The 22,620-nt window shown below is 69.4% G+C and carries 25 protein-coding genes, 1 other RNA gene and 1 riboswitch; of the genes, 14 read left to right on the top strand and 12 right to left on the bottom strand.

What is annotated here, in order from left to right:
- Positions 1–11: 11 nt before the first annotated feature.
- Positions 12–1,826 carry an autotransporter assembly complex family protein gene (locus tag QZM15_RS22100; RefSeq protein WP_302107246.1) on the bottom strand — a complete coding sequence of 605 codons (1,815 nt, stop codon included), beginning with the start codon at positions 1,824–1,826 and terminating at the stop codon, positions 12–14.
- Between the two features lie 248 nt (positions 1,827–2,074).
- On the opposite strand from QZM15_RS22100, the gene QZM15_RS22095 reads away from it, so the two are divergent.
- The 4 genes from QZM15_RS22095 (at position 2,075) to panD (ending at position 4,670) form a co-directional block, all read left to right on the top strand.
- Complete coding sequence (locus tag QZM15_RS22095; protein ID WP_006484044.1) at positions 2,075–2,263, top strand: DUF3460 family protein; 189 nt, start codon at positions 2,075–2,077, stop codon at positions 2,261–2,263.
- Positions 2,264–2,267: 4 nt separating this feature from the next.
- The gene (locus QZM15_RS22090) at positions 2,268–3,140 is read left to right on the top strand and encodes a ScpA family protein (protein WP_012329011.1); all 873 of its coding nucleotides are present in this window, start codon (positions 2,268–2,270) and stop codon (positions 3,138–3,140) included.
- Between the two features lie 259 nt (positions 3,141–3,399).
- Positions 3,400–4,239, top strand: a complete 840-nt coding sequence (panC, locus tag QZM15_RS22085) for a pantoate--beta-alanine ligase (RefSeq protein ID WP_124659002.1) — start codon at positions 3,400–3,402, stop codon at positions 4,237–4,239.
- A 44-nt stretch (positions 4,240–4,283) separates the two neighbouring features.
- Positions 4,284–4,670, top strand: coding sequence for an aspartate 1-decarboxylase (gene panD / locus QZM15_RS22080; RefSeq protein ID WP_011885716.1), 387 nt, complete (start codon positions 4,284–4,286; stop codon positions 4,668–4,670).
- A 134-nt stretch (positions 4,671–4,804) separates the two neighbouring features.
- On the opposite strand, the gene QZM15_RS22075 is transcribed toward panD, so the two are convergent.
- From QZM15_RS22075 to QZM15_RS22060, 4 genes are all read right to left on the bottom strand, one after another.
- Positions 4,805–5,464 (bottom strand): ParA family protein, encoded by a 660-nt coding sequence (locus QZM15_RS22075; protein ID WP_060311906.1) that lies wholly within the window; start codon positions 5,462–5,464, stop codon positions 4,805–4,807.
- Between the two features lie 146 nt (positions 5,465–5,610).
- Complete coding sequence (locus QZM15_RS22070) at positions 5,611–6,024, bottom strand: DoxX family protein (protein WP_060966783.1); 414 nt, start codon at positions 6,022–6,024, stop codon at positions 5,611–5,613.
- Positions 6,025–6,174: 150 nt separating this feature from the next.
- Positions 6,175–6,312 (bottom strand): hypothetical protein, encoded by a 138-nt coding sequence (locus QZM15_RS22065; RefSeq protein ID WP_180278209.1) that lies wholly within the window; start codon positions 6,310–6,312, stop codon positions 6,175–6,177.
- 82 nt (positions 6,313–6,394) lie between these two features.
- Complete coding sequence (locus QZM15_RS22060) at positions 6,395–7,897, bottom strand: cobyric acid synthase (RefSeq protein WP_302107274.1); 1,503 nt, start codon at positions 7,895–7,897, stop codon at positions 6,395–6,397.
- A gap of 74 nt (positions 7,898–7,971) precedes the next feature.
- Here QZM15_RS22060 and cobU point away from each other — a divergent pair, with 74 nt between their 5' ends.
- The 4 genes from cobU to QZM15_RS22040 are packed head-to-tail and all read left to right on the top strand — an operon-like array spanning position 7,972 to position 11,390.
- Complete coding sequence (cobU, locus tag QZM15_RS22055; protein WP_302107245.1) at positions 7,972–8,526, top strand: bifunctional adenosylcobinamide kinase/adenosylcobinamide-phosphate guanylyltransferase; 555 nt, start codon at positions 7,972–7,974, stop codon at positions 8,524–8,526.
- On the top strand, positions 8,520–9,464 hold the full coding sequence (cbiB, locus tag QZM15_RS22050; RefSeq protein ID WP_302107244.1) for an adenosylcobinamide-phosphate synthase CbiB: 945 nt from the start codon (positions 8,520–8,522) through the stop codon (positions 9,462–9,464). Before cobU ends, cbiB begins: the two co-directional genes overlap by 7 nt.
- The gene (cobD, locus tag QZM15_RS22045; protein ID WP_302107243.1) at positions 9,457–10,476 is read left to right on the top strand and encodes a threonine-phosphate decarboxylase CobD; all 1,020 of its coding nucleotides are present in this window, start codon (positions 9,457–9,459) and stop codon (positions 10,474–10,476) included. Before cbiB ends, cobD begins: the two co-directional genes overlap by 8 nt.
- Entirely contained in the window at positions 10,473–11,390 is a 918-nt protein-coding gene (locus QZM15_RS22040; protein ID WP_302107242.1) for a cobalamin-binding protein, read from the top strand. Before cobD ends, QZM15_RS22040 begins: the two co-directional genes overlap by 4 nt.
- 92 nt (positions 11,391–11,482) lie before the next feature.
- Here the strand turns inward: QZM15_RS22040 and cobC are convergent, their stop codons facing one another.
- The 5 genes from cobC to QZM15_RS22015 all read right to left on the bottom strand — a co-directional run bounded on the left by cobC (position 11,483) and on the right by QZM15_RS22015 (position 15,862).
- Positions 11,483–12,067 (bottom strand): alpha-ribazole phosphatase, encoded by a 585-nt coding sequence (gene cobC / locus QZM15_RS22035; RefSeq protein WP_302107241.1) that lies wholly within the window; start codon positions 12,065–12,067, stop codon positions 11,483–11,485.
- On the bottom strand, positions 12,052–12,804 hold the full coding sequence (locus tag QZM15_RS22030; RefSeq protein WP_302107273.1) for an adenosylcobinamide-GDP ribazoletransferase: 753 nt from the start codon (positions 12,802–12,804) through the stop codon (positions 12,052–12,054). The genes cobC and QZM15_RS22030 overlap by 16 nt, the downstream gene beginning before the upstream one ends.
- 13 nt (positions 12,805–12,817) lie before the next feature.
- Positions 12,818–13,873, bottom strand: a complete 1,056-nt coding sequence (gene cobT, locus QZM15_RS22025; protein ID WP_302107240.1) for a nicotinate-nucleotide--dimethylbenzimidazole phosphoribosyltransferase — start codon at positions 13,871–13,873, stop codon at positions 12,818–12,820.
- A gap of 61 nt (positions 13,874–13,934) precedes the next feature.
- The gene (locus QZM15_RS22020) at positions 13,935–14,750 is read right to left on the bottom strand and encodes an ABC transporter ATP-binding protein (protein ID WP_302107239.1); all 816 of its coding nucleotides are present in this window, start codon (positions 14,748–14,750) and stop codon (positions 13,935–13,937) included.
- Positions 14,747–15,862 (bottom strand): iron ABC transporter permease, encoded by a 1,116-nt coding sequence (locus tag QZM15_RS22015; RefSeq protein ID WP_302107238.1) that lies wholly within the window; start codon positions 15,860–15,862, stop codon positions 14,747–14,749. Before QZM15_RS22015 ends, QZM15_RS22020 begins: the two co-directional genes overlap by 4 nt.
- A gap of 41 nt (positions 15,863–15,903) precedes the next feature.
- Positions 15,904–16,153: riboswitch (cobalamin riboswitch) on the bottom strand.
- 154 nt (positions 16,154–16,307) lie between these two features.
- Between QZM15_RS22015 and QZM15_RS22010 the strand changes: the two genes are divergently transcribed.
- From QZM15_RS22010 to QZM15_RS21990, 5 genes are all read left to right on the top strand, one after another.
- Entirely contained in the window at positions 16,308–16,658 is a 351-nt protein-coding gene (locus tag QZM15_RS22010) for an ATPase (RefSeq protein WP_006478092.1), read from the top strand.
- A complete protein-coding gene (locus tag QZM15_RS22005) occupies positions 16,655–16,969 on the top strand; it encodes a cell division protein ZapA (protein WP_011352906.1) in 315 nt (104 codons plus the stop codon). The genes QZM15_RS22010 and QZM15_RS22005 overlap by 4 nt, the downstream gene beginning before the upstream one ends.
- 81 nt (positions 16,970–17,050) lie before the next feature.
- Positions 17,051–17,232, top strand: a non-coding RNA gene (ssrS, locus tag QZM15_RS22000) — 6S RNA.
- 108 nt (positions 17,233–17,340) lie between these two features.
- A complete protein-coding gene (locus QZM15_RS21995) occupies positions 17,341–17,802 on the top strand; it encodes an EVE domain-containing protein (protein ID WP_059576737.1) in 462 nt (153 codons plus the stop codon).
- A 180-nt stretch (positions 17,803–17,982) separates the two neighbouring features.
- Positions 17,983–18,723, top strand: a complete 741-nt coding sequence (locus QZM15_RS21990) for an SIMPL domain-containing protein (RefSeq protein ID WP_059576741.1) — start codon at positions 17,983–17,985, stop codon at positions 18,721–18,723.
- A 134-nt stretch (positions 18,724–18,857) separates the two neighbouring features.
- Here the strand turns inward: QZM15_RS21990 and lgt are convergent, their stop codons facing one another.
- Together lgt and QZM15_RS21980 are read right to left on the bottom strand one after the other, a co-directional pair.
- Positions 18,858–19,754, bottom strand: coding sequence for a prolipoprotein diacylglyceryl transferase (gene lgt, locus QZM15_RS21985; RefSeq protein WP_059576743.1), 897 nt, complete (start codon positions 19,752–19,754; stop codon positions 18,858–18,860).
- 89 nt (positions 19,755–19,843) lie between these two features.
- A complete protein-coding gene (locus QZM15_RS21980) occupies positions 19,844–20,758 on the bottom strand; it encodes a LysR substrate-binding domain-containing protein (protein WP_059646287.1) in 915 nt (304 codons plus the stop codon).
- A gap of 135 nt (positions 20,759–20,893) precedes the next feature.
- Between QZM15_RS21980 and ilvD the strand changes: the two genes are divergently transcribed.
- Positions 20,894–22,567, top strand: coding sequence for a dihydroxy-acid dehydratase (ilvD, locus tag QZM15_RS21975; protein WP_302107237.1), 1,674 nt, complete (start codon positions 20,894–20,896; stop codon positions 22,565–22,567).
- Positions 22,568–22,620: the final 53 nt, after the last annotated feature.

Here is a 22,620-nt window from a genome sequence, read left to right as displayed (position 1 = left end):
GGGCGACAGGTTCAGAAAGCGATGCCGAGTGTCAGGTACGGGCGCACGCTATGGTTGCGCAAGCCGTACGCGACGTCGACGTTGATCGGGCCGACCGGGCTGCGCCAGCGCGCACCGACGCCCACGCCCGGATAAAACACGCGCTCGCCCCACGCATCGGTCGCGGTGCCGATGTCGAAGAACGTCGCGGCGCCCCAGTCGCGGTTGAACCACTGCTGGTATTCGGCCGTCCCCGTCATCAGGTACTTGGTCGGCAAAACGGAGCCGGCGACGCTGTTACCGATGCTCTGGTAACCGTAGCCGCGCACCGAATTCGAGCCGCCCGCGCGGAACAGCAGCGACGCCGGCACGCCCGACGAGCTGCCGCTCGTAAACACGCCGCCGAGCTCCGCGCGGAACACGAACAGGTCGCGCTTGCCGATCGGCAGGTATTGCTGCCCGCGCGCGTAGCCGCGAATGAAGGTTTCGTCGGCCAGCACGTGCTTGACCGCGAAGCCGGCCTCCGCGTGAATCAGGTTGCCCGAGCGCGGGAACAGCGGATCGTCGACGTTGCGGCGGGTCCACGCCCACTGCGGCACCAGCGCGCGGCTCGTGGTCGGCCCCGCGCCGTTCTGGTCGAGCCGGTCCTGGTAGTACATCAGCGAATACGCATAGTCGATGAACTGGCCGGTGCGCGTACGCTGCACGCCGACCCGCGCGCTGTAGATGCGCGTATCCGACACGTTGGTGTTCGTGTACGACGCGAGCACGCTGTTGGTCCAGCCCCGCTCGCCCGGCGGCATCGACAACTGCACTTGCCCGTACTGCTGGATCTGGTCGACCCGGCCCGACACGGTCAGCGGCCACGCGGCGCCGAACGTGTCGAGATACGTATAGGAACCCTGCACGTGCGGCCCGGTATCGGTGGCAAAGCCGACGCCGCCGCGAATGTTGTTGTACGGGAATTCGCTGACCTTCACGTGCACGGGCGTGCGCTCGGGCTTCGACGTATCGTCGCCGACGTCGATCGCGACGCTCGCGTAGTACGGCGTGTTCTGCAGTTGCCGCTGCAATTCGGCGATCCGCCGCACGTCGTAGATCTCGCCTTCCGACAGCGGATTGACGTTCGTGACGATCCTTTCCGGATAACGGCGCACGCCGTCGACGTCGACCTTGCCGATCGTAAACGTCGGGCCGCTGTCGAACGCGACCGCGAGCGTCGCGCGCTGCGTGCGCGGATCGATGCGCGCCTCGGACGACGCGATCTTCGCGCCGAGATAGCGGCGCGACTGCAGTTGCCGGAGCGCCGCGCTCTTCGCGTCGTCCCAGTCGGACTGCGTGAACGGGTCGCCAGGCTTCATCGAGAACGCGAAGCGCGTGGCGGTTTCCTGCTTCGGATCCTCGGTTTCGACGGGGCCCTTGAACGTCAGGTCGACCGTCGACACGACGGTCTGCTTGCCCGGATCGACCGCGATGCGCACGTCGCGCTTGCCGTCGCGGGTGCGCACGTCGGTGCGCACGATCGGCGAGAAATAGCCGGCCGTCGCGGCCAGATCGCGCACCTGCTGCGGCGTGGCGGTCACGAGGAAGTCGAACTGGTCGTCGCTGATGTCGTCGCGCTTCGCGAAGCGGGCGATATCGAGATGCGTCTTCAGGAGCTTGCGGATCGAGCGCGGCGCGTCGATGTCGACGTCGTACTTCGCATGGGCCGGCAGCGCGAAGCACGCGGCCAGGCAGCCCGCGAGGGCCGCCCGCGCGACGCGGGCCGCGGCGCCGGCGTGATCGCGCGCCGCGCGCGGGCCTGCATCATGCGCCGTGTGTGCTCGATGGTTCGACTGCCCCGCCAAATATGACCTCGCCGTGCTGGTTTGTTACGGTTTCGTGGAAAACCCTGTATTTGACCACAGGGCGCGGGCGTCACAGCCAAACGATTGTGAAAGAATGCCAGCCCCGGGCACGGCCGCCGCACGATCCCTGTCGGCACCGGCCCGCCGATTCGACGCGCGATTGGCGCCGGCTGTTCCCCGCGATGCGGTAAAATCCCGCCATCGTGAATCCGGCGCATCGTGCGCCGCCCGAAACGGAAGATCCAGCCATGCCGTACCAGTCCGACGTCACGCAGTTCCTGAACCAGCTCAAGCAGCAGAAGCCGACGCTCGAGGAAGAGCAGCGCAAGGGCCGTTCCCTGTTGTGGGACAAGCAGCCGATCGATCTCGAGGAGCGCGCCGAGCAGCAGGAATCGCGCGTGAAGCAGACGCCGTACGTCTACTACCAGAACTTCTGACGACGTGAGCGCCGCCGACGAGGCCAGCGCCGCCCGGCAGGACGACGCGATCGCCGCGCCCGCGGGCGCCGATTCGACGCCCGACACGGTCGACGGTGTCGCGGCGTTCGCTCGCCTGTACGGCGAGCCGCTCTTCAAGCTGCCGCAGGATCTCTACATCCCGCCCGATGCGCTCGAGGTGTTCCTCGAGACGTTCGAAGGCCCGCTCGACCTGCTGCTGTACCTGATCCGCAAGCAGAACTTCAACGTGCTCGACATCCCGATGGCGCAGGTCACCGCGCAGTATCTGGGCTACGTCGACCAGATCCGCACGTCGAACCTCGAGCTCGCGGCCGAGTACCTGCTGATGGCCGCGATGCTGATCGAAATCAAGTCGCGGATGCTGCTGCCGGTCAAGAAGGCCGACACCGGCGAGGAAGCCGAGGATCCGCGCGCCGAACTCGTGCGCCGGCTGCTCGAGTACGAGCAGATGAAGCTCGCCGCGCAGCGGCTCGACCAGTTGCCGCAGCTCGGCCGCGATTTCCTGCGCGCCGAGGTGTACATCGAGCAAAGCGTCACGCCGCGCTTTCCCGACGTCAATTCGGACGACCTGCGCGCCGCGTGGGCCGACGTGCTCAAGCGCGCGAAGCTCGTCCAGCACCACAAGATCTCCCGCGAGGAGCTGTCGGTGCGCGAACACATGAGCCTGATCCTGCGCCGGCTGCAGAACGCCCGCTTCATGGAATTCGCCGACCTGTTCGACACGTCGCGCGGCGTGCCGGTCGTCGTCGTGAACTTCATCGCGATGCTCGAGCTCGCGCGCGAATCGCTGCTCGAGATCACGCAGGCCGAGCCGTTCGCGCCGATCTACGTGCGTCTCGCATACCTGCCCGCGTAAGGGCCGCCCCCGCCGCTTCCCGTTCCCGGTTCGTCCCGACGCTCGCCGCTTCGCCGCGGCGGAAGGCCGTCCGGCGGGTGTCCGGCATGGCCAGATATAAAGTGAACGATCGTACTTTTATCGATGCGTCGCGCGGCCAAATCCTCTACAATCCGCCGACGCCCGATGCGCCGCCCGCGCGCCGGCGTTGTCCGCTTCGACCCCGGCGCCGCTGCTGCGGCGCCCACGCGCACCTGCGCGAGGAACCCGCTACCCGATCATGAAAGTCATCAGCTCGATCCAGGAACTGCGCGACCAGTTGCGCGGCCAGAACCGCACGGCGTTCGTGCCGACGATGGGCAACCTGCACGAAGGGCACCTGTCGCTGATGCGCCTCGCGCGCCAGCACGGCGACCCGGTCGTGGCGAGCATCTTCGTCAACCGGCTGCAATTCGGCCCGAACGAGGATTTCGACAAGTACCCGCGCACGCTCCAGGACGATATCGAGAAGCTGCAGCAGGAAAACGTGTACGTGCTGTTCGCGCCGACCGAGCGCGACATGTACCCGGAGCCGCAGGAGTATCGCGTGCTGCCGCCGGACGACCTGGGCGGGATACTCGAGGGCGAGTTCCGTCCCGGCTTCTTCGCCGGCGTGTGCACGGTCGTCACGAAGCTGATGTCCTGCGTGCAGCCGCGCGTCGCCGTGTTCGGCAAGAAGGATTACCAGCAGTTGATGATCGTGCGCCGGATGTGCCAGCAGCTCGCGCTGCCGGTCGACATCGTCGCGGCCGAGACCGTGCGCGACGAGGACGGCCTCGCGCTGTCGTCGCGCAACCGCTACCTGACGGCCGACGAGCGCAAGGAAGCGCCCGAACTGGCGAAAACGCTGCAGCGCGTGCGCGACAGCGTGCTCGGCGGCGAACGCGACCTCGGCAAGCTCGAGCAGCACGCGCACACGCACCTGGCCGAACGCGGCTGGGCGCCCGACTACGTCGCGATCCGCCGCCGCGCGAACCTGATCGCACCGAGCGCCGCCGAACTCGAAGCCGGCGAGCCGCTCGTCGTGCTCGCGGCCGCGAAGCTCGGCGCGACGCGCCTCATCGACAACCTGGAAATCTGACGGCCGGCCCGCCCGCGCCTCTCACGACGCATCACGGAGACCCCATGCAGCGCCACATGCTCAAATCGAAGATCCACCGTGCGGCGGTCACGCACTGCGAACTGCACTACGAAGGTTCGTGCGCGATCGACGAAGACCTGCTCGAAGCGGCGGGCCTCATCGAAAACGAACGGATCGACATCTGGAACATCAACAACGGCGAGCGCTTCTCGACGTACGCGATCAAGGGCGAGCGCGGCAGCGGGATGATCTCGCTGAACGGCTCGGCCGCGCGCCGCGCGCAGTTGGGCGACCTCGTGATCATCGCGGCGTTCGCGATGGTCGACGAAGCCGAACTGCAGGCCGGCTGGAAGCCGAAGCTCGTGTTCATCGACGAAGGCAACAAGATCAAGGGCCATCGCGATCACGTGCCGACGCAGAGCTGGACGTAAGCCGAGCGGCACGCGCGCGGGCCGCGGCGCGCGGCTGCGGCGCTGCCGTTTGCCGGCGACGGGCCGGAGACCGTACGCCACGGAATCCGGCCCTTTCTCATTGGGTGTCGCGCCGGCCGGGACGGCCCGGGCGCTCAGGAAGCCTTCACGGCCTTCTCGGCCTTCGGCGCGCGGCGCTCGGCCCATTCGACGATCGGCCGCCACTGCTCGAGATCCTTCTCGACACGACTTTTCGCGACGTCCCACAGCGTCAGGCCGTGCGCGGCGATCTGCACGTAGTTCTGCGTGTCGCGCACGTAGCCGAGCACCGGCAGGCCGAGCCCTTCGACGAACCGGTGCAGCTGGTCGGACGAACGCGTGCGCGCATCGACCCGCATCCCGACGATCCCAACCTCGACGCTGCCCTTGCGCACGGCCTTCTCGCCGGCGAGACGTTCCAGAAACTGCTGGGTCGCGAGAATATCGAACATCGACGGCTGCAGCGGCACGATCACCTTGTCGGCCAGTTGCAGCGCGACGTTGAGCCGCGTGCCGTGCAGGCCGGCCGGCGTGTCGATCACCGCGTATTCGAGCCCGCGCGGCGGCTTCGACGGCGCGTCCGGATCGAGTTCCCACGCCTCGATCGCCGGCAAGCCGGCCGGCCGCAGGTCGAGCCACGCATGCGCGGACTGCTGCCGGTCCAGGTCGGCCAGCGCGACCCATGCGCCCTGCGCCGCGAAATAGCCGGCTAGATTGGTGGACAGCGTGCTCTTGCCCACGCCGCCCTTCGGATTCGCCACCACGATGACCGTCATGAATTCCCCCGAAAAAGCCGCGCGGCGCCGGCCGCATGGCAGGCGCCGCTCGATTGCGGATACAGGGAGCGATGATATCGGCAAACGGGGGGTCACCGGAACCGGTGGCGCGGCACCACGCCCCCTTTCGTCCGCTTTCCTTCACGTCACGCGCGCTGGAGGGCGGCCTCCCGCGCGCCGATCGCGAACGCGCCGCCGCCCAGCAACGCCTGCACGGCCAGCGTGACGGCCCAGAACGCCGGATATTCCCAGCCGCCGTGCGGCGACGCAAAGCTCCAGCCGTTCGGCAGGTGCGCGGCCACCGCGCCGAGCATGAACGGCAGCAGCACCAGCGCGGCGACGCGCACGCGGAACCCCGCGAGCAGCGCCAGGCCGCCCGCCAGTTCGACGAACGTGGTCAGGTACGCGAGCCAGCCCGGCAGGCCGATCGACGCAAAGAACTGCGCGGTGCCGGGCAGCGTGAAGACGAACACCTTCTGCGCGACGTGCGCGAGGTACAGCACGCCGAGGGCGACGCGCAACAGCGTCGCGGCGAAATCGTTCAGGCGGTTGGGGTTCATGACGGAGTCCTTCGTGAGTGGATGGGAATGGATCGCACTCTATTCGAATCGATTCGACCGATAAACACGCCAACCGGCTTAAATTGATTCTCCTTTGGAACGAATTGACGCGAAAAAAAAGGGCATGACCGATCATGCCCCGCATCCCGCTCAGTAACCGCTCTTGCCTGGCGTGGCATCGCCGCCGGACTGGCCGCCACCCGGCGCATACGAATCGCACGCATGCGCCGCCGACGACACGCCCAGCAGCGCCGCAAGCAGTACGCTCCACCACCATCGAGCCCTCATCGTCACCCTCCTTCGGGCGGACCTCCGCCCTCCTTCGTTGTACGCGATGGCGCGGAAAAAGCGAGGGCGGACCGGCGCGGACTCAACGAAACTCGGCGTACAGCGCGTCGAGATCGAGGTGCTCGGCAAACGTGTCGGCCAGCCGCTCGAGCGACGCCTCGCGCAGCGCCGGATAATCGATGCGGGCCGCGCCGTCGAGCCCCGCCCACGCGAGCAGCGCCGCGCAGGCGTCGGGCGCGTCGAACAGCCCGTGTACGTAGGTCGTGAGGATCTGGCCGTCGGCGGACATCGCGCCGTCGGGACGCGTGCCCTCCTCCGGGACATCGGCGGCCAGCGTCAGCGCAGGCGTCGCGAGCGCCGGCCCGCGCGTGTCGCCCATGTGGATCTCGTAGCCGTGCACGGCCGCCGCGCCCGGCAGCGCGAGGTGCCCCGTCACGTTCTTCAGCGTCTTGTCGGGTTGCAGCGTCGTGTCGAAATCGAGCAGCCCGAGCCCCGGCACGCTGCCGGGCGCGCCCTCGAGGCCGAGCGGATCGTCGAGCGTGCGGCCGAGCATCTGCATGCCGCCGCAGATGCCGATCACCTTGCCGCCGTAGCGCAGATGGCGCCGGATCAGCGCGTCCCAGCCCGCGTCGCGCAGCCACGCGAGGTCGCGCTGCACGCTCTTCGAACCGGGCAGGATCAGCAGGTCGGCGTCGGGCACGGGGCCGCTCTTCCAGTACGTGAATTCGACCTGCGGATGCGCGCGCAGCGGATCGAAGTCGGTGTGGTTGCTGATGCGCGGCAGCGCGGGCACGACGACGCGCAACACGCCGGCTTCGCCGCGTGCGGCGGCGCTGCGCGCTTGCCCGGGCAGCATGTCCTCCGCGTCGAGCAGCAGCCCGTGCAGGTATGGCAGCACGCCGAACACCGGCTTGCCCGTGCGCGCACGCAGCCAGTCGAGCCCCGGTTCGAGCAGCTTGAGGTCGCCGCGGAAGCGATTGATCACGAAGCCGCGCACGCGCGCGCGCTCGCTGTCGGACAGGCAGGCGAGCGTGCCGACCAGATGCGCGAACACGCCGCCGCGATCGATGTCGGCGACGAGCACGACCGGGCAGTCGACGCGCTCGGCAAAGCCCATGTTCGCGATGTCGCCGTCGCGCAGGTTGATCTCGGCCGGACTGCCGGCGCCTTCGACGATCACCGTGTCGTACCCGGCACGCAGGCGCGCATACGACTCGAGTACCGCATCGAACGCGACCGGCTTGTAGTCGTGATACGCCCGCGCGTCGAGGTTCATGCGCGCCTTGCCGTGAATGATCACCTGCGCGCCGCGGTCGCTCGTCGGCTTCAGCAGCACCGGATTGAAATCCGTATGCGGCGCGACGCCGGCGGCCAGCGCCTGCAGCGCCTGCGCGCGGCCGATCTCGCCGCCGTCGACCGTCACCGCGCTGTTGAGCGCCATGTTCTGCGGCTTGAACGGCGCCACGCGCGCGCCGCCGCGGCGCGCGAGGCGGCACAGGCCCGCGACGAGCGTGCTCTTGCCCGCATCGGACGTCGTGCCCTGGATCATCAGCGTGCCGCGCGGCCGCGGCTCGGGTGCATTCATCGTGTAGAAGGTATCGCGAAGCAAAGGCGGCATTATCGCGCGCCGCGGGTCGCCCGCGCCGTTACAATCACGCGATGATTCCGCACGACCTCACCTTCGTCCTCGGCGGCGCGCGCTCGGGCAAGAGCGCGCATGCCGAGCGGCTCGCCGCCGACAGCGGCCGCCCCGTCACCTACATCGCGACCGCGACCGCCGCCGATGCCGAGTTCGAACAGCGCATCGCGCATCACCGCGCGCGCCGGCCCGCCGAATGGGGGTTCGCCGACGCCCCCGTCGATCTCGCGGGCACGCTCGCGCGGCTCGACGATCCGCACGCCTGCCTGCTCGTCGACTGCCTGACGCTGTGGCTCACGAACCTGCTGTGCCCCGCCGACGGCAAACCGCTCGACGATGCGCAGTACGCGGCGCAGGTCGAGCGGCTCGAACGCGCGTTGCGCGGCGCGCGCGCGAAGGTGATCGTCGTCAGCAACGAGATCGGGCTCGGCGTCGTGCCGCTCGGTTCCGTCACGCGCCGCTACGTCGACGAGCTCGGCCGCCTGAATCAGCGCGTGGCGGCGCTCGCGACGCGCGTCACGCTGCTGGTTGCCGGGCTGCCGCTCGACCTCAAGGCGGGCGCCCCGTCATGCTGATGCTGTCGCTGCCCGTCGTCGCGATGCTCGCGGTCGCGGCCGCGCTCGTCGACCGCGCGATCGGCGAGCCGGCCGGCTGGCATCCGCTCGTCGCGTTCGGCCGCTTCGCCGCGCGCATCGAAGCCGCGCTGAACACCGGCCGACGCGGCCGCGTGGTCGGCGTCGCCGCGTGGCTCGCGGCGGTCGTGCCGCCGGTAGCCGTCGCGGCCTGGCTCGTCGCCGTGCTGCCGTGGCCGCTCGCGGCTGCGCTGCACGTCGCGCTGCTGTGGTTCGCGCTCGGCGCGAAGAGCCTCGCCGACCACGTCGCACCGATCGCCGCCGCGCTGCTGCGGCACGACCTCGACGCGGCGCGTACGCTGACCGCGCGCATCGTGTCGCGCGACACGAGCAACGCTGACGAAGGGGCGCTGTCGCGCGCGGCCGTCGAATCGGCGCTCGAGAACGGTAACGACGCGATCTTCGGCGCGCTCTTCTGGTTCGTCGTCGCGGGCGGCCCCGGCGCGTTGCTGTTCCGGCTCGCGAACACGCTCGACGCAATGTGGGGCTACCGCACGCCGCGCTTCCTGACCTTCGGCTGGGCCGCCGCACGCATCGACGACGCGTTGAACTGGATTCCCGCGCGCCTCACCGCCGCGAGCTATGCGCTCCTCGGCGACACGGCCGCCGCGTGGCGCTGCTGGCGCACGCAGGCGCGCCACTGGGACAGCCCGAATGCGGGCCCCGTGATGGCCGCGGGCGCCGGCAGCCTGAACGTGCAGCTCGGCGGCCCGGCCGTCTATCACGGCGAGATCGAGGATCGCCCGGCGCTCGGCACCGGCGCCACGGCAACCGCCCTTCACATCGTCGCCGCGCTGTCGCTCGTCACGCGCACGCTCGCCCTGTGGCTCGCGCTGCTGGTCGCGAGCGGCGCACTCGTCATGGCCACCCATCATGTCTGATTCATCCATCGCGCACGGCGGCAACCTGCACGAGGCCGCCCGCCGCCACGGCATTCCGTACGACGCGTGGCTCGACCTGTCGACCGGCATCAATCCGGTCGGCTATCCCGTGCCGCCCGTGCCGGCCGACGCCTGGCGCCGGCTGCCCGACGACGGCGACGGCCTCGCGGCCTGCGCCGCGCGGTACTACCACGCACCCGATGCCGCGCACGTGCTGCCGGTCGCCGGCAGCCAGGCCGCGATCCGCGCGTTGCCCGCGCTGCTGCCGGCCGGCGAGGCCGGCGTCGCGGCGCTCGCGTATGGCGAATATGCGCCCGCGTTCGCGCGCTACGGCCATCGCGTCGTCACGCTCGACATCCGCACGGATACGCTGCCCGCGACGCTGCGCCACGTCATCGTCGGGAACCCGAACAATCCGACCGCCGAATGCGTGCCGACCGGGCGTCTGCTCGGCTGGCATGCGCAACTCGCCGCACGCGGCGGCACGCTGATCGTCGACGAAGCGTTCGCCGATACGGGCGCGACGCCGTCGCTGGCGCCGCACGTCGATCGTCCGGGGCTCGTCGTGCTGCGCTCGGTCGGCAAGTTCTTCGGGCTCGCCGGGATCCGCGCGGGCTTCGTGCTCGCGTGCCCCGATCAAATCGTCGCATTGCGCGGCAGGCTCGGCGCGTGGACGGTCGGCGGCCCCGCGCGCCACGCGGTCGCCGCGGCGTTCGCCGACCGCGCGTGGCAAGCTGCAGCCCGCGAGCGGCTTGCGGCCGACGGCGAACGACTGGCCGCGCTGCTGCGCGCGCACGGCTTCGCGGTCCGCGCGACGCCGCTCTTCAGCTGGACCGACGACCCGCGCGCCGCGGCGCTGCATGCGGCGCTCGCGGCGCGCGGGATCTGGACGCGGCACTTCCCGACCCCGTCGAGCGTGCGCGTCGGCCTGCCGGGCAGCGAAGACGAATGGCGCCGCCTCGGCGACGCGCTCCCGCATTGCGTGCCGGTGCTGCAGCGGAGCCCGGCATGAGTCCGCGCCCGTTCCGCCGGCTTGCGCCGGCCGCGCTGCTGGCCGCGCTCGCCCACGCGCCGCTCGTCCACGCCGACGTCACGGCCCGCGACGACGCCGGCAATACCGTCACGCTGCCCGCGCCCGCGCAGCGCGTGATCAGCCTCGCGCCGCACGCGACGGAACTCGTCTACGCGGCCGGCGGCGGCGCGAAGCTCGTCGGCACCGTCACGTACAGCGACTATCCGCCCGCCGCGCAAGCGGTGCCGCGCGTCGGCGACAACAAGGCGCTCGACCTCGAACGCATCGCCGCGCTGAAGCCCGACCTGATCGTCGTCTGGCGGCACGGCAACGCGCAGCGGCAGACCGACGCGCTGCGCGCACTGCACATCCCGCTGTTCTTCAGCGAACCGAAGCATCTCGACGACGTGTCGTCGTCGTTGCGCCGGCTCGGCACGCTGCTCGGCACGCAATCGACCGCCGATGCCGCCGCGGGCGCCTTGACGCGGGACATCGCCACCCTGCGCGCACGCTACGCGGCACGCCCGCCCGTCACGATGTTCTTCCAGGTGTGGGATCGCCCGCTGACGACGCTCAACGGCACGCACCTGATCAACGAAGTGTTCGAACTCTGCGGCGGCCGCAACGTGTTCGCGTCGCTCAAGCCGCTGGCGCCCGCCGTGACCGACGAGGCCGTGCTCGCCGCGAATCCGGAAGCGATCGTGACGACGAGCGCCGGCGCGACCCGTTCGAACGAACCGCTGCCGAGCCTCGCGCGCTGGCGCGCGTGGCCCGCGCTGACGGCCGTGGCGCGCAACAACCTGTTCGCGATCGACGGCGATCTGCTGACGCGGCCGTCGCCGCGGATCCTGCAAGGCGCGGCCGCGCTGTGCGAGGACCTGGATGCCGCGCGTGCGCGGCGGCCGGCGCGCTGATTTCCGGCGGGCTGCGGATGCATCGCGCACCGATGCCCGGATGCGTACGGTGTGCGAGACAGAGCGTCGTTCACATGCAGACGCAAGTGCGCCTATGCGTCCCAGTGCACGACTTCCCACGTTCGCGCGGCATCCTCCATGCGCAGCCACACAACTCCGCCCGTCGGCACCGGCCGCGAGAGCAACGTATCGAGCGGTATGCGCAGCACATGCGACGCGAATGCGCGGATCACGCCCGCGTGCGTGACGATCCATTGCGGCCCGTCGAACGCCGCAAGCGCATCCGCCTGCCGTGCAACCCGCGCGGCGAATCGCGCGACGCTTTCCCCGCCGTGCGCGCAGGCATGCATCAGGTCGGCCGCCCACGCATCGAGCGCCGCACGGTCGATATCGTCCCAGCGCCGCATTTCCCACGCGCCGAAATCCATTTCCTGCCAATCGCCATCGCGCCGCAGCGGCGCGTCGAACACCCGCGCGAGCCGTTCGGCCACCGATGCGCAGCGCGTCAGCGGGCTCGTCCACACCTGTTCCGGCGACGGCACCCCCAGTTCCGCCAGATGCGCGCGCACGGCCCGCGCGCCGTCATCAGCCGATTCGGCGAGCGGCACGTCGCTGCGCCCGTAGCAAACGCCGGGCTCGATGCCGACGGCCGGATGACGAATCAGGACGACATCCATCCGAGCACCACGAGATAGATCGCCAGTTCGCCCAGTTGCTGCGCGAAACCGAGACAGTCGCCCGTATAGCCGCCGATCCGCTTCACGAAATAGCGGGCCAGCCACGCGCGCAACAGCACGAGCGCCACGCATGCGGCAACGCCCATGCGCCAGTCCGGCCAGAACAGCCACGGCAATCCGAACACCGCCGCGATGCACGCGGCACGTGCACCCATCCGTTGCGCGACCGGCTTCGCCTTGCCTTCTGGCCGCACGTAGTCGAGCGTCGTCAGCAGGCTCACGGCCATCGCGCGGCTCGCCGCATGCGCGGCGATCATCGTCCATGCGGCGCGCAGCGGCAGCATCGACGCGAGCGCCTGCCATTTCAGCCCGAGCGCGATCACGAGCGCGACCGCGCCGAACGTGCCGATCCGCGAATCGTGCATGATGCGCAGCACGTCGTCGCACGTGTAGCCGCCGCCGAACGCATCGCAACTGTCGGCGAGGCCGTCTTCGTGGAATGCGCCGGTCGCGAACAGCGTCGCGGCCATCGACAGCCCGACCGCGATCGATGCCGGCAGCGCCCGCAGTGCAACGAGATAGACGAGCGCGCCCCATGCGCCGACGCAGGCGCCGACGAGCGGGAAATAGCGTGCGGCCTGGTCGAGATCGCCGGCCGTGTAGCCGATCGAGCGCGGCACGGGCACGCGCGTGAAATAGCCGAGCGCGACGAAGAAGTAGCGCAGTTCGGCCCGCATGCCGCGCGCGCGCTCAGGCGTCACGATCGTCGACGCCGGCCGATTCGAAGCTCGCCATCTCGGCGAGGAACGCGGCCGCCGCGCGCACCAGCGGCAGCGCGAGCGCGGCGCCCGTGCCTTCGCCGAGCCGCAGGTCGAGCGCGAGCAGCGGCTTCGCGCCGAAATGTTCGAGCATGCGCCGGTGCCCGGCCTCGTGCGACGTATGCGAGAACACGCAGTAGTCGCGCACGCCGGGCGCGATGCGCTCGGCGACGAGCAGCGCGGCGGTCGCGATGAAGCCGTCGACGAGGATCGTCATCCGCTCGCTCGCGGCCGCGAGGTACGCGCCCGTCATCATCGCGATCTCGAAGCCGCCGAACGTCGCGAGCACGTCGAGCGGCGCGATCGCATGCGAGTGCTTGACGAGCGCGCGGCCGAGCACCGCGCGCTTGTGCGCGAGCCCCTGGTCGTCGAGGCCCGTGCCGCGCCCGACGCATGCGTCGATCGGCACGTCGAGCAGGCGGCTCATCAGACAGGCGGCCGACGACGTGTTCGCGATCCCCATCTCGCCGAAGCCGATCACGTTCGTGCCGAGCGATGCGTGCACGCGCACACGCGCCGCGCCGGCCGCCAGCGCCGTCATCGCTTCTTCACGCGTCATCGCCGGCTCCGCCGCGAAGTTGCGCGTGCCGCGCGCGAGCGGCAGCGACACCAGCCGGTCCGACGGCGGCAGCGGCGACGCGACGCCCGCATCGACGATCTCGAGCGTGCTCTGCGCGACGGCCGAGAATGCATTGATCGCCGCGCCGCCGGCCAGGAAGTTCGCGACCATCTGCGCGGTCACCGCCTGCGGGTAAGGACTGACGCCTTCGGCGGCGATTCCGTGGTCGCCCGCGAACACGATCGTCACGGGACGCTGCACGACCGGCCGCTCGGAGCGCTGGATCAGGCCGATCTGCAGCGCGAGCGCCTCGAGCTGGCCGAGGCTGCCGGGCGGCTTGGTCTTGTGGTCGATCACATGCTGCAGGCGCTGGCGCAATGCGTCGTCGAGCGGCGCGATCGCGGGCGGGAATTGGGTCGGAGTCATCATCGAGGAGCCGTGTCGTGCGCGCGGCATGCGCCGCGCATCGGAAAAGTCGGAACAGGAAAGGTCATGGTCGCGCAGGCCACGCCGGCAGCAGCGCATCGCGGCCGCTCTCGCGGATCAGCACGAGCGGATAGCCGAACGCGTCGCTCGCGCGCTCGGGCGTCAGCACGTCGTGCACGAGGCCGGCCCACGCATGGCCGCGGCCGTCGAGCAACAGCGCATGCGTCGCGAAACGCCGCGCGAGATTCAGGTCGTGACACGAAAACATCACCGTGCGCGAGCCGGCCGCGAGCCACGCAGCCAGCGCGGTCAGGCAGTCGATCTGGTGATGCAGGTCGAGATGCGCGAGCGGTTCGTCGAGCAGCATCAGCGGCGCATCCTGACACAGCGTCGCGGCCAGCGCGACCCGCTGCCGCTCGCCGCCCGACAGCGACATCACGTCGCGCGACGCGAGCGCGGCGAGGTCGAACGTCGCGAGCGCAGCGCGCGCGGCCGCGCGGTCGCCGTCGCGCTCCCAGCCCCAGCCGCCGAGATACGGAAAGCGGTTGAGCAGCACCGTGTCGAACACGGTCGCGCTGAACGCATCGTGTAATTGCTGCGGCATCAGCGCGCGGCGCTGCGCGAGTCGTTCGGGGCGCCACGCGGCAAGCGGCCGGCCGTCGATCTCGACGTGTCCTGCGGCGGGCGGCCGCAATCCCGCGAGCGTGGCGAGCAGCGTCGTCTTGCCGGCGCCATTCGGCCCGGCGACGCACCAGATCTCGCCGGGGCGGAACGCCTGCGTGAAGCCGTCGAGCAGCGTGCGCGCGCCGGCCTTCAGCGTCAGGTCGACGGCCGTGTAGCGCATGTCGCCGGCAGCGGCGTTCAGTGCGGCACCCGTCATCGCATCGGTCTCCTCAACAACATCCACAGGAACACCGGCACGCCGATCAACGCGGTCATCACGCCGACCGGCAATTGCGCGGGCGCGATCGCGGTACGCGCGAGCAGGTCGGCCGCCATCACGCCGCCGCCGCCCGCGAGCATCGCGGCCGGCAGCAGCATCCGCTGGTCGTTGCCGAACGCGAGCCGCAACGCATGCGGCACGACGAGGCCGACGAAGCCGATCGTGCCGGCCGTCGTCACGGCGGCCGCGGCGGCCAGCGACGCGACGAGATAGATCCGCACGCGCAGGCGCGCGACCGGCACGCCGAGCGCTTGCGCGGTGGCGTCGCCGCGCAGCAGCACGTTCAGTTGCGGCGCGGCCGGCAGCGCGACGCCTGCGCACAGCAGCAGCGCGCCCCACGCGAACCACGGCGCCGTCGTGCCGTTCAGGTCGCCCGTCAGCCAGAAGATGATGCCGCGCAGCCGCGCGTCGGGCGCGAGCGACAGCAACAGCGTGACGAGCGCGCCCCACCCCGCCGCGATCACGACGCCCGTGAGCAGCAGCCGCGGCGATGCATCGCGCGATTCGCCGCGCCACACCTCGCGCCTCGCGAGACCGAGCACGAGCGCGACCGAGACGAGCGAACCCGCGAACGCCGATGCGTCGACGAGCCACCACGCGCCGCCCGCGATCATCGCGACGAGCGCGAAGCCGGCCGCGCCGCCGGACACGCCCAGCACGTACGGCTCGGCGAGCGGATTGCGCAGCAGCACCTGCAACAACGCGCCGGCCAGCGCGAGCAGCGCGCCGCACGCGAAGCCCGCGAGCGCGCGCGGCAGGCGCAGCGTCGTCACGATATCGGCAACGAGGGTATCGCCGCCATGCGGCACGAGCGACGCGAGCGCCTGCCACGGCGACATCGGCACGCTGCCGATCGACAGCGACGCGACGAACAGCAGCGCGACCGTGGCGGCCAGCGCGGCCCAGATGGCGGCGGCGCGCGCGGCGTTCATGCCGCGCACGGCCGCACGCACGACGCGCGGCGCATCCGCTTGCGGGAGTCGGCCGGGCGCGACGTGGGCGCGTGGCGGACGATTGGGGTCGGCATCGAAGAACGTTCCGTGAAGCATTGCGCGCCCTGCTTCCCCGCAGGCCGCGCGTCATGGAGCCCGTGCGGGCTCCCCGTCTCGGCCGGTATCCGGGCTGGCGGCGGTCCGGCTCGCCTTCCCGCGCGACGACGCGCAGTGGCCCGCGCCCGCGTGCGACCTGCACGCGAAACGCGCCCGAGCCGGCCTGCGTCACGCGACGCGGCCGCTTACCGTTGCGGGGGCAGCGCAGGTTGGCGCGCTCGTGGAGCCCGCACCCTGCTTCCCGTTTAACCGCGCGTCCTGCGCGCGAGCACCGAGGCGGCGCCAGTTTAGGAGCCGGTCGCGCGAGCGTCAAGGAAGCGTCCGGACCCGCGCGGGACGCGCCCATTCGCGGCAAGAAGCAGGGGTGTTACGACTGGAAACGTTACAGATGTCGGATTGCGCGGTATTCCGCGCTAAAATGCTGGGTCTTTAGAGGACGCAGCAAATGCTCAACGAACTCGAAACCCTGTCTCAAAATATTGGCCGTCTGATTTCGCTGAACAAGCGCTATCACTCGGAACGGCTCGCGCTCGAGGAGCAGGTCGCGCAATTGCGCGCGGAAGCGGACACGGTCCGCGCGGAGCTCGCGCAGCTGCGCGACGAACGCAATGCGCTCGCGGCCGAGCGCGACACGTTGTCGGCGAAGATCGACGACGCCCAGGTGAAACTGAACGCGATTCTCGAAAAGCTGCCGCGCTCGAAGAGCGCGGAGCAAGCCGACAACCAGCTCGACCTGCTCGATGCGCAGGCGCGCACGGATGGCGATGACGCGGCCAGCCACGGAGAACATGCATGAGCACCAAGCAGATCGAAGTCTCGATTCTCGGTCAGGCCTATCGGCTCGCCTGTTCGGCCGAGACCGAAGCGGCGCTGCTGGAAGCGGTCGCGCGCGTCGACGCCGAAATGTCGAAAATCCGCTCGAACAGCTCGGTGCGCGGCACCGATCGCATCGCGGTGATGGCGGCGCTGTCGCTTGCCTCGGAATTGCTGCGCTTGCAAACGAGCGTGCGGCACGGTGAAGCATTTCCGGCCGAGGAAATCCGTCGTACAATGCATCAGATGAACGAACAGCTCGGCGCGGTGCTCGCACAGCACGAGACGCAGTAACGTTTCAAACGATGTGTCGATTCCCCTTGATCTCGGCGGTCAACGGTGGTCAAATTGGCGCATCGAATCACAGTTCAGTCAGCTTCCCTGCCTGGTTCGCCAAGGTCATATATTCCTTGAACCAATGCCATGTGCACGGTTGCGGAAATTTGTAGCACGGGCGCGCGCGTCACTCTGTCTGATGTACCCGAAGTGCTGCTAACTGCGACCAATTCTGAACCTCAGGTTCAGGATGCCGGCCTAGCGGCCAAGGTGGGGGCCTATCCAACGGCATCGGGAGTTCCCGATGCCGTTTCCTTTTTGAGGGCCTGCTTGCATGCGGCGCGCGCATGCAAGCAGGCCCTCATGCCCCTTCTGCGCCGATCACGACCATGCAATACTGGCTGATGAAGTCCGAACCGGACGAAGCAAGCATCGACGATCTCGCCAACGCACCGCAGCGCTCGCTGCCGTGGACCGGCGTGCGCAACTATCAGGCGCGCAATTTCATGCGCGACACGATGAAGATCGGCGACGGCGTGCTGTTCTATCACTCGAGCTGCCCCGAGCCAGGCATCGCCGGCCTCGCCGAAGTATCGTCGACGCCCTACCCCGATCCCACGCAGTTCGATCCGAAAAGCCCCTACTACGACCCGAAATCGACGCGGGAAGCGCCACGCTGGCTGCTCGTCGACGTGCGCTTCGTGAAGAAATCGCCGCTCGTGCCGCTCGCCGCGCTGCGCGAGCACGACGAGCTCGCCGACATGCGCGTGCTCGCGCGTGGCAACCGGCTGTCGATCACGCCCGTCACGCGCGCCGAATGGCGGTTCATCACCGAAAAGTTGATGAAGTAGGCGCGCGCCAAAGGTCAAATCTGGTCAGTACACCCTGCCGTCACGGAACTCGCGGCACGTTCGCGCGGCCTAAGCAACCGCTGTCGGCCGATCGGGCCGGCTGTCGTTTTTTCGTCGCGCGGCACGCCCGCGTCGCGCACGCGTGATCCGCGTGCGCGCCCTCGCACAAGGAGTCCAACAATGACCAAGAAATCCGCACTCGCGCTGTCGCTCGCCCTCGCCGCCGCCGTCCCCGTCGCGCTGACGCTCGCGTCGCCCGCCGCACACGCCCAGACGGCGAACCCGCACTTTCCGGAGCCGGCGGGTGTGTTGTCGCTCTCGTCGCAGGCGAGCGCCGACGTACCGCAGGACATCATCCACATCACGCTGTTCTACGAGCAGCAGGCCAAGGACCCGGGCAGCCTCACCGCGCAGTTGAACCAGCGTGCGGACGCGGCCCTGTCGCAGGCCAAGGGCGTATCGGGCGTCACCGCGCACACGGGCGCGTTCTCCGTGTATCCGAGCACCGATCGCGACGGCAAGATCTCCGCATGGCGCGGCCGCACCGAGGTCGCGCTCGAATCGCGCGATTTCGCCGCGGCGTCGAAGCTGGCAGGCCAGTTGTCGAACCTGATGCAGGTCGCGAACGTCGAGTTCTCGCTGTCGCCGGAAGCACAGCGCGCGGCCGAGCAGAAGCTCACGACCGAGGCGATCAAGTCGTTCCGCGCCCGCGCGGACGAAGCCGCGAAGGCGTTCGGCTACAGCAGCTACACGATCCGCGACGTGAACGTCGGCAGCGGCCGCAACGTGCAGCCGTACCCGCGCATGATGGCGATGGCCGCGGCGCCGATGGACAGCGCGAAGATGAGCGCGCCGATCGCGGTCGAAGGCGGCAAGGCCACCGTGTCGGTCACCGTCAACGGCTCCGTGCAGATGAAGTAACGCGCATCGCGCAGTCGCCGAAACGCAAAACGCCGGCCCGAGGGCCGGCGTTTTTCATGCGCATCCGGTATCGATGCTCGCGCCGATCGCGCGTGCATCGATACCGCGTCATGCAGCCACCTCGTGCAGCCGCCTCATGCAGCCGCATTCGCGTTCGCCGCGCGGCGGCGATACGCCCAGACCATCATCGCGATACCTGCGACGATCATCGGCAACGACAGCCACTGCCCCATCGACAGGCCGAGCGCCAGCAGACCGAGGAAGTCGTCGGGCTCGCGCGCGAACTCGACCGTGAAACGTGCGAGGCCGTAACCGATCAGGAACAGCGCCGATATGGCGCCCATCGGCCGCGGCTTGCGCGCGAACAGGAAGAGCACGAAGAACAGCGCGATACCTTCGAGCGCGATTTCATAGAGCTGCGAAGGATGGCGCGGCAGCATCTGGTATTGCATGAACACGTCGGCGAGATGCCACTTCTCGACGAGTTCCGGATGTTTCGGCAGCCATGCCGCATCGTCGCGCATCGCGCCCGGGAACAGCATCGCCCACGGCGCCGTCGGATCGGTCACGCGGCCCCACAGTTCACCGTTGATGAAATTGCCGAGCCGCCCGGCCGCGAGCCCCGTCGGCACCATCGGCGCGACGAAATCGGTGACCTGCAGCCAGTGTCGCTTGCGCTGCCACGCGAACAGCGCCATCGCGAGCGTCACGCCGAGGAAGCCGCCGTGAAACGACATGCCGCCTTCCCACACCTTGAACACGTCGAGCGGATGCGAGAAGTAGAAATCGGCCTTGTAGAACAGCACATAGCCGAGCCGGCCGCCGAGCACGGTACCGAGCACGCCGTAGAACATCATGTCGTCGATGTCCTTCGCGGTCCAGCCCTGCGCCGCGACGTGCGGCAGCTTCAGGCGGATCCGGCCGACGACGATCGCCGCGATGAAGGCGACGAGATACATGAGGCCGTACCAGCGCACGGCCAGCGGCCCGAGATGGATCGCTACGGGGTCGAAATTCGGGTGAATGATCATGGGTTAGCGAAGAAGTTTTCGAATACGGTGCGGCCGTCGCACACATGCAGGACCGCGCATTGGACGGCGATCGCGCGCCGTCGTTCACGTCACGTGGCGAGGCCCTGCGCGCGCACGACGTCGATGAAGCCGGCGAGCACGGGGCTCACGTCGCCGGTGCGCCACACGAGGCCCGTCTCGACGACCGGCGCAACGCCGGCAAGCGGCCGGTAGACCACGCCGGTGCGCCGCAGGTTACGCAGCGATTGCGGCACCAGTGCGACGCCCATGCCGGCCGACACGAGGCTGACGATCGTCTGCATCTGGATTGCCTCCTGGCCGATGCGCGGGGTTTCCCCCGCCGCGCCGTAGCAGCCCGTAATGATGTCATAAAAGCCGGGCGCCAAACGACGCGGAAAGATCACGAGCGGCAACGCGGCGACCTCGGCGAGCTGCACGGGCGCATCCTCGGGCGCGTCGGACGCCCCGGCCGGCATCGCGACCACCAGCGGCTCGCGCACGACGGGCAGGTACGACAGCCCGGCCGCATGACGCGGCGGCACGGGCGGAATCACGAGCCCGGCGTCGATGCGCCCGGCCACGAGTTCGTCGATCTGCACGTCGCTCGTCGCTTCCGCGAGCTGCAGCCGCACCTGCGGATAGCGCGCGCCGAACGCACGCAGCAACGACGGCAACAGCCCGTAATCGGCGGTCGACACGAACGCGAGCGACAGCGAGCCGGCCTCGCCGCGCGCGAGCCGCCGCGCGAGCGGCGGCAGCGCATCGGCCGACGCCAGCAGCCGGCGCACGTCCGGCAGCAGCGCCGCGCCGACCGCCGTCAGCGCCACCGAGCGCTTGGTGCGCACGAACAGCGCGACGCCGAGCGCGTCCTCGAGCGCGCGGATCGCCTGCGACAGCGGCGGCTGCGTCATCGACAGGCGCTCGGCCGCGCGGCCGAAATGGCGCTCGTCGGCGACGGTCGCGAAATAGCGCCACTGGCGCAGGTCGGGCGTGGGTTCGGCCATGTTCGACTCATTCGCAAAACGACTTAATAGGCTATGAATAATATATTGGACATCCCAAACCGGACACTCCATTCTTGACCGATCCGAACCGGCACGCCGTTCGCGGGCGTCGCCAATACAACGATGGAGTCCCCCATGTCGTACAACCGCCGCTCGAAGCACATCACGCAAGGCGTGGCCCGTTCGCCGAACCGCTCGATGTATTACGCCCTCGGCTACCAGAAGGACGATTTCGACAAGCCGATGATCGGCATCGCCAACGGCCATTCGACGATCACGCCGTGCAATTCCGGCCTGCAGCGGCTGTCGGACGCGGCCGTGGAGGCCGTGAAGGCGGCCGGCGCGAATCCGCAGATCTTCGGCACGCCGACGATTTCGGACGGCATGTCGATGGGCACCGAAGGCATGAAGTACTCGCTCGTGTCGCGGGAAGTGATCGCCGATTGCATCGAAACCTGCGTGCAGGGCCAGTGGATGGACGGCGTCGTGGTGGTCGGCGGCTGCGACAAGAACATGCCGGGCGGCATGATCGCGCTCGCGCGCCTGAACGTGCCGGGCATCTACGTGTACGGCGGCACGATCCGCCCGGGCAACTGGAAAGGCCGCGACCTGACGATCGTGTCGGCGTTCGAGGCCGTCGGCGAATTCACCGCGGGCCGGATGTCGCAGGAGGATTTCGAAGGCGTCGAGAAAAACGCGTGCCCGACGTCGGGTTCGTGCGGCGGCATGTACACCGCGAACACGATGAGCTCGTCGTTCGAGGCGCTCGGGATGTCGCTGCTGTATTCGTCGACGATGGCGAACCCCGACCAGGAGAAGGTCGATTCGGCCGCCGAATCGGCGCGCGTGCTGGTCGAGGCGGTGAAGCGCGACCTGAAGCCGCGCGACATCATCACGAAGCAATCGATCGAGAACGCGGTGTCGGTGATCATGGCCACCGGCGGCTCGACCAACGCGGTGCTGCACTATCTCGCGATCGCGCACGCGGCCGAGGTCGACTGGACGATCGACGACTTCGAGCGCATCCGCAAGCGCGTGCCGGTGATCTGCGACCTGAAGCCGTCGGGACAGTACGTCGCGACCGACCTGCACCGGGCCGGCGGGATTCCGCAGGTGCTGAAGATCCTGCTCGATGCGGGGCTGCTGCACGGCGACTGCATGACGATCACCGGCCGCACGATCGCCGACGAACTGAAGGACGTGCCGGCCGTGCCGCGCGCGGATCAGGACGTCATCTTCCCGATCGACCGTGCACTGTACAAGGAAGGCCATCTGGCGATCCTGAAGGGCAATCTCGCGGAAGACGGCGCGGTCGCGAAGATCACCGGCCTGAAGAACCCGGTGATCACGGGCGCGGCGCGCGTGTTCGACGACGAGCAGAGCGCGATGGACGCGATCCTCGGCGACCGGATCCGCGCGGGTGACATCCTCGTGCTGCGCTACCTCGGCCCGCAAGGCGGCCCGGGCATGCCGGAAATGCTCGCGCCGACCTCCGCGATCATCGGCAAGGGGCTCGGCGAATCGGTCGGCTTCATCACGGACGGCCGCTTCTCGGGCGGCACCTGGGGCATGGTGGTCGGCCACGTCGCGCCGGAGGCATTCGTCGGCGGCACGATCGCACTGGTGCAGGAAGGCGATTCGATCACGATCGACGCGCACCGGCTGCTGCTGCAACTGAACGTCGACGATGCGGAACTCGCGCGCCGTCGCGCCGCATGGCAACAGCCGGCGCCGCGCTATACGCGCGGGGTGCTCGCGAAATTCGCGGCGCTCGCCCGGCCGGCGAACCAGGGGGCGGTCACAGGCTGATACGGGGCGCGCATCGCATACGACCCCGATAAACGGGGCGGCCGGGGAACGCG

It is taken from the genome of Burkholderia sp. AU44665 (genome assembly GCF_030504405.1).
Lineage (GTDB): Bacteria > Pseudomonadota > Gammaproteobacteria > Burkholderiales > Burkholderiaceae > Burkholderia > Burkholderia semiarida.
The sequence above is the reverse complement of the archived record's forward strand: the minus strand, read 5'-3'. Positions and strand labels throughout refer to the sequence as shown.

Excerpts from the sequence above, each read along its gene's own strand:
- QZM15_RS22075 (WP_060311906.1), bottom strand. The coding sequence starts at position 5,464 with ATGACGGTCATCGTGGTGGCGAATCCGAAGGGCGGCGTGGGCAAGAGC.
- QZM15_RS22010 (WP_006478092.1), top strand. The coding sequence starts at position 16,308 with ATGCTCAACGAACTCGAAACCCTGTCTCAAAATATTGGCCGTCTGATT.
- QZM15_RS21995 (WP_059576737.1), top strand. The coding sequence starts at position 17,341 with ATGCAATACTGGCTGATGAAGTCCGAACCGGACGAAGCAAGCATCGAC.
- QZM15_RS21980 (WP_059646287.1), bottom strand. The coding sequence starts at position 20,758 with ATGGCCGAACCCACGCCCGACCTGCGCCAGTGGCGCTATTTCGCGACC.
- cobT (WP_302107240.1), bottom strand. The coding sequence starts at position 13,873 with ATGATGACTCCGACCCAATTCCCGCCCGCGATCGCGCCGCTCGACGAC.
- QZM15_RS22015 (WP_302107238.1), bottom strand. The coding sequence starts at position 15,862 with ATGCTTCACGGAACGTTCTTCGATGCCGACCCCAATCGTCCGCCACGC.
- QZM15_RS22040 (WP_302107242.1), top strand. The coding sequence starts at position 10,473 with ATGAGTCCGCGCCCGTTCCGCCGGCTTGCGCCGGCCGCGCTGCTGGCC.
- QZM15_RS22030 (WP_302107273.1), bottom strand. The coding sequence starts at position 12,804 with ATGCGGGCCGAACTGCGCTACTTCTTCGTCGCGCTCGGCTATTTCACG.
- cobU (WP_302107245.1), top strand. The coding sequence starts at position 7,972 with ATGATTCCGCACGACCTCACCTTCGTCCTCGGCGGCGCGCGCTCGGGC.
- lgt (WP_059576743.1), bottom strand. The coding sequence starts at position 19,754 with ATGATCATTCACCCGAATTTCGACCCCGTAGCGATCCATCTCGGGCCG.
- QZM15_RS22095 (WP_006484044.1), top strand. The coding sequence starts at position 2,075 with ATGCCGTACCAGTCCGACGTCACGCAGTTCCTGAACCAGCTCAAGCAG.
- cobD (WP_302107243.1), top strand. The coding sequence starts at position 9,457 with ATGTCTGATTCATCCATCGCGCACGGCGGCAACCTGCACGAGGCCGCC.
- QZM15_RS22005 (WP_011352906.1), top strand. The coding sequence starts at position 16,655 with ATGAGCACCAAGCAGATCGAAGTCTCGATTCTCGGTCAGGCCTATCGG.
- QZM15_RS22070 (WP_060966783.1), bottom strand. The coding sequence starts at position 6,024 with ATGAACCCCAACCGCCTGAACGATTTCGCCGCGACGCTGTTGCGCGTC.
- panC (WP_124659002.1), top strand. The coding sequence starts at position 3,400 with ATGAAAGTCATCAGCTCGATCCAGGAACTGCGCGACCAGTTGCGCGGC.
- QZM15_RS22060 (WP_302107274.1), bottom strand. The coding sequence starts at position 7,897 with ATGAATGCACCCGAGCCGCGGCCGCGCGGCACGCTGATGATCCAGGGC.
- QZM15_RS22065 (WP_180278209.1), bottom strand. The coding sequence starts at position 6,312 with ATGAGGGCTCGATGGTGGTGGAGCGTACTGCTTGCGGCGCTGCTGGGC.
- panD (WP_011885716.1), top strand. The coding sequence starts at position 4,284 with ATGCAGCGCCACATGCTCAAATCGAAGATCCACCGTGCGGCGGTCACG.
- ilvD (WP_302107237.1), top strand. The coding sequence starts at position 20,894 with ATGTCGTACAACCGCCGCTCGAAGCACATCACGCAAGGCGTGGCCCGT.
- cobC (WP_302107241.1), bottom strand. The coding sequence starts at position 12,067 with ATGGATGTCGTCCTGATTCGTCATCCGGCCGTCGGCATCGAGCCCGGC.
- QZM15_RS22020 (WP_302107239.1), bottom strand. The coding sequence starts at position 14,750 with ATGACGGGTGCCGCACTGAACGCCGCTGCCGGCGACATGCGCTACACG.
- cbiB (WP_302107244.1), top strand. The coding sequence starts at position 8,520 with ATGCTGATGCTGTCGCTGCCCGTCGTCGCGATGCTCGCGGTCGCGGCC.
- QZM15_RS21990 (WP_059576741.1), top strand. The coding sequence starts at position 17,983 with ATGACCAAGAAATCCGCACTCGCGCTGTCGCTCGCCCTCGCCGCCGCC.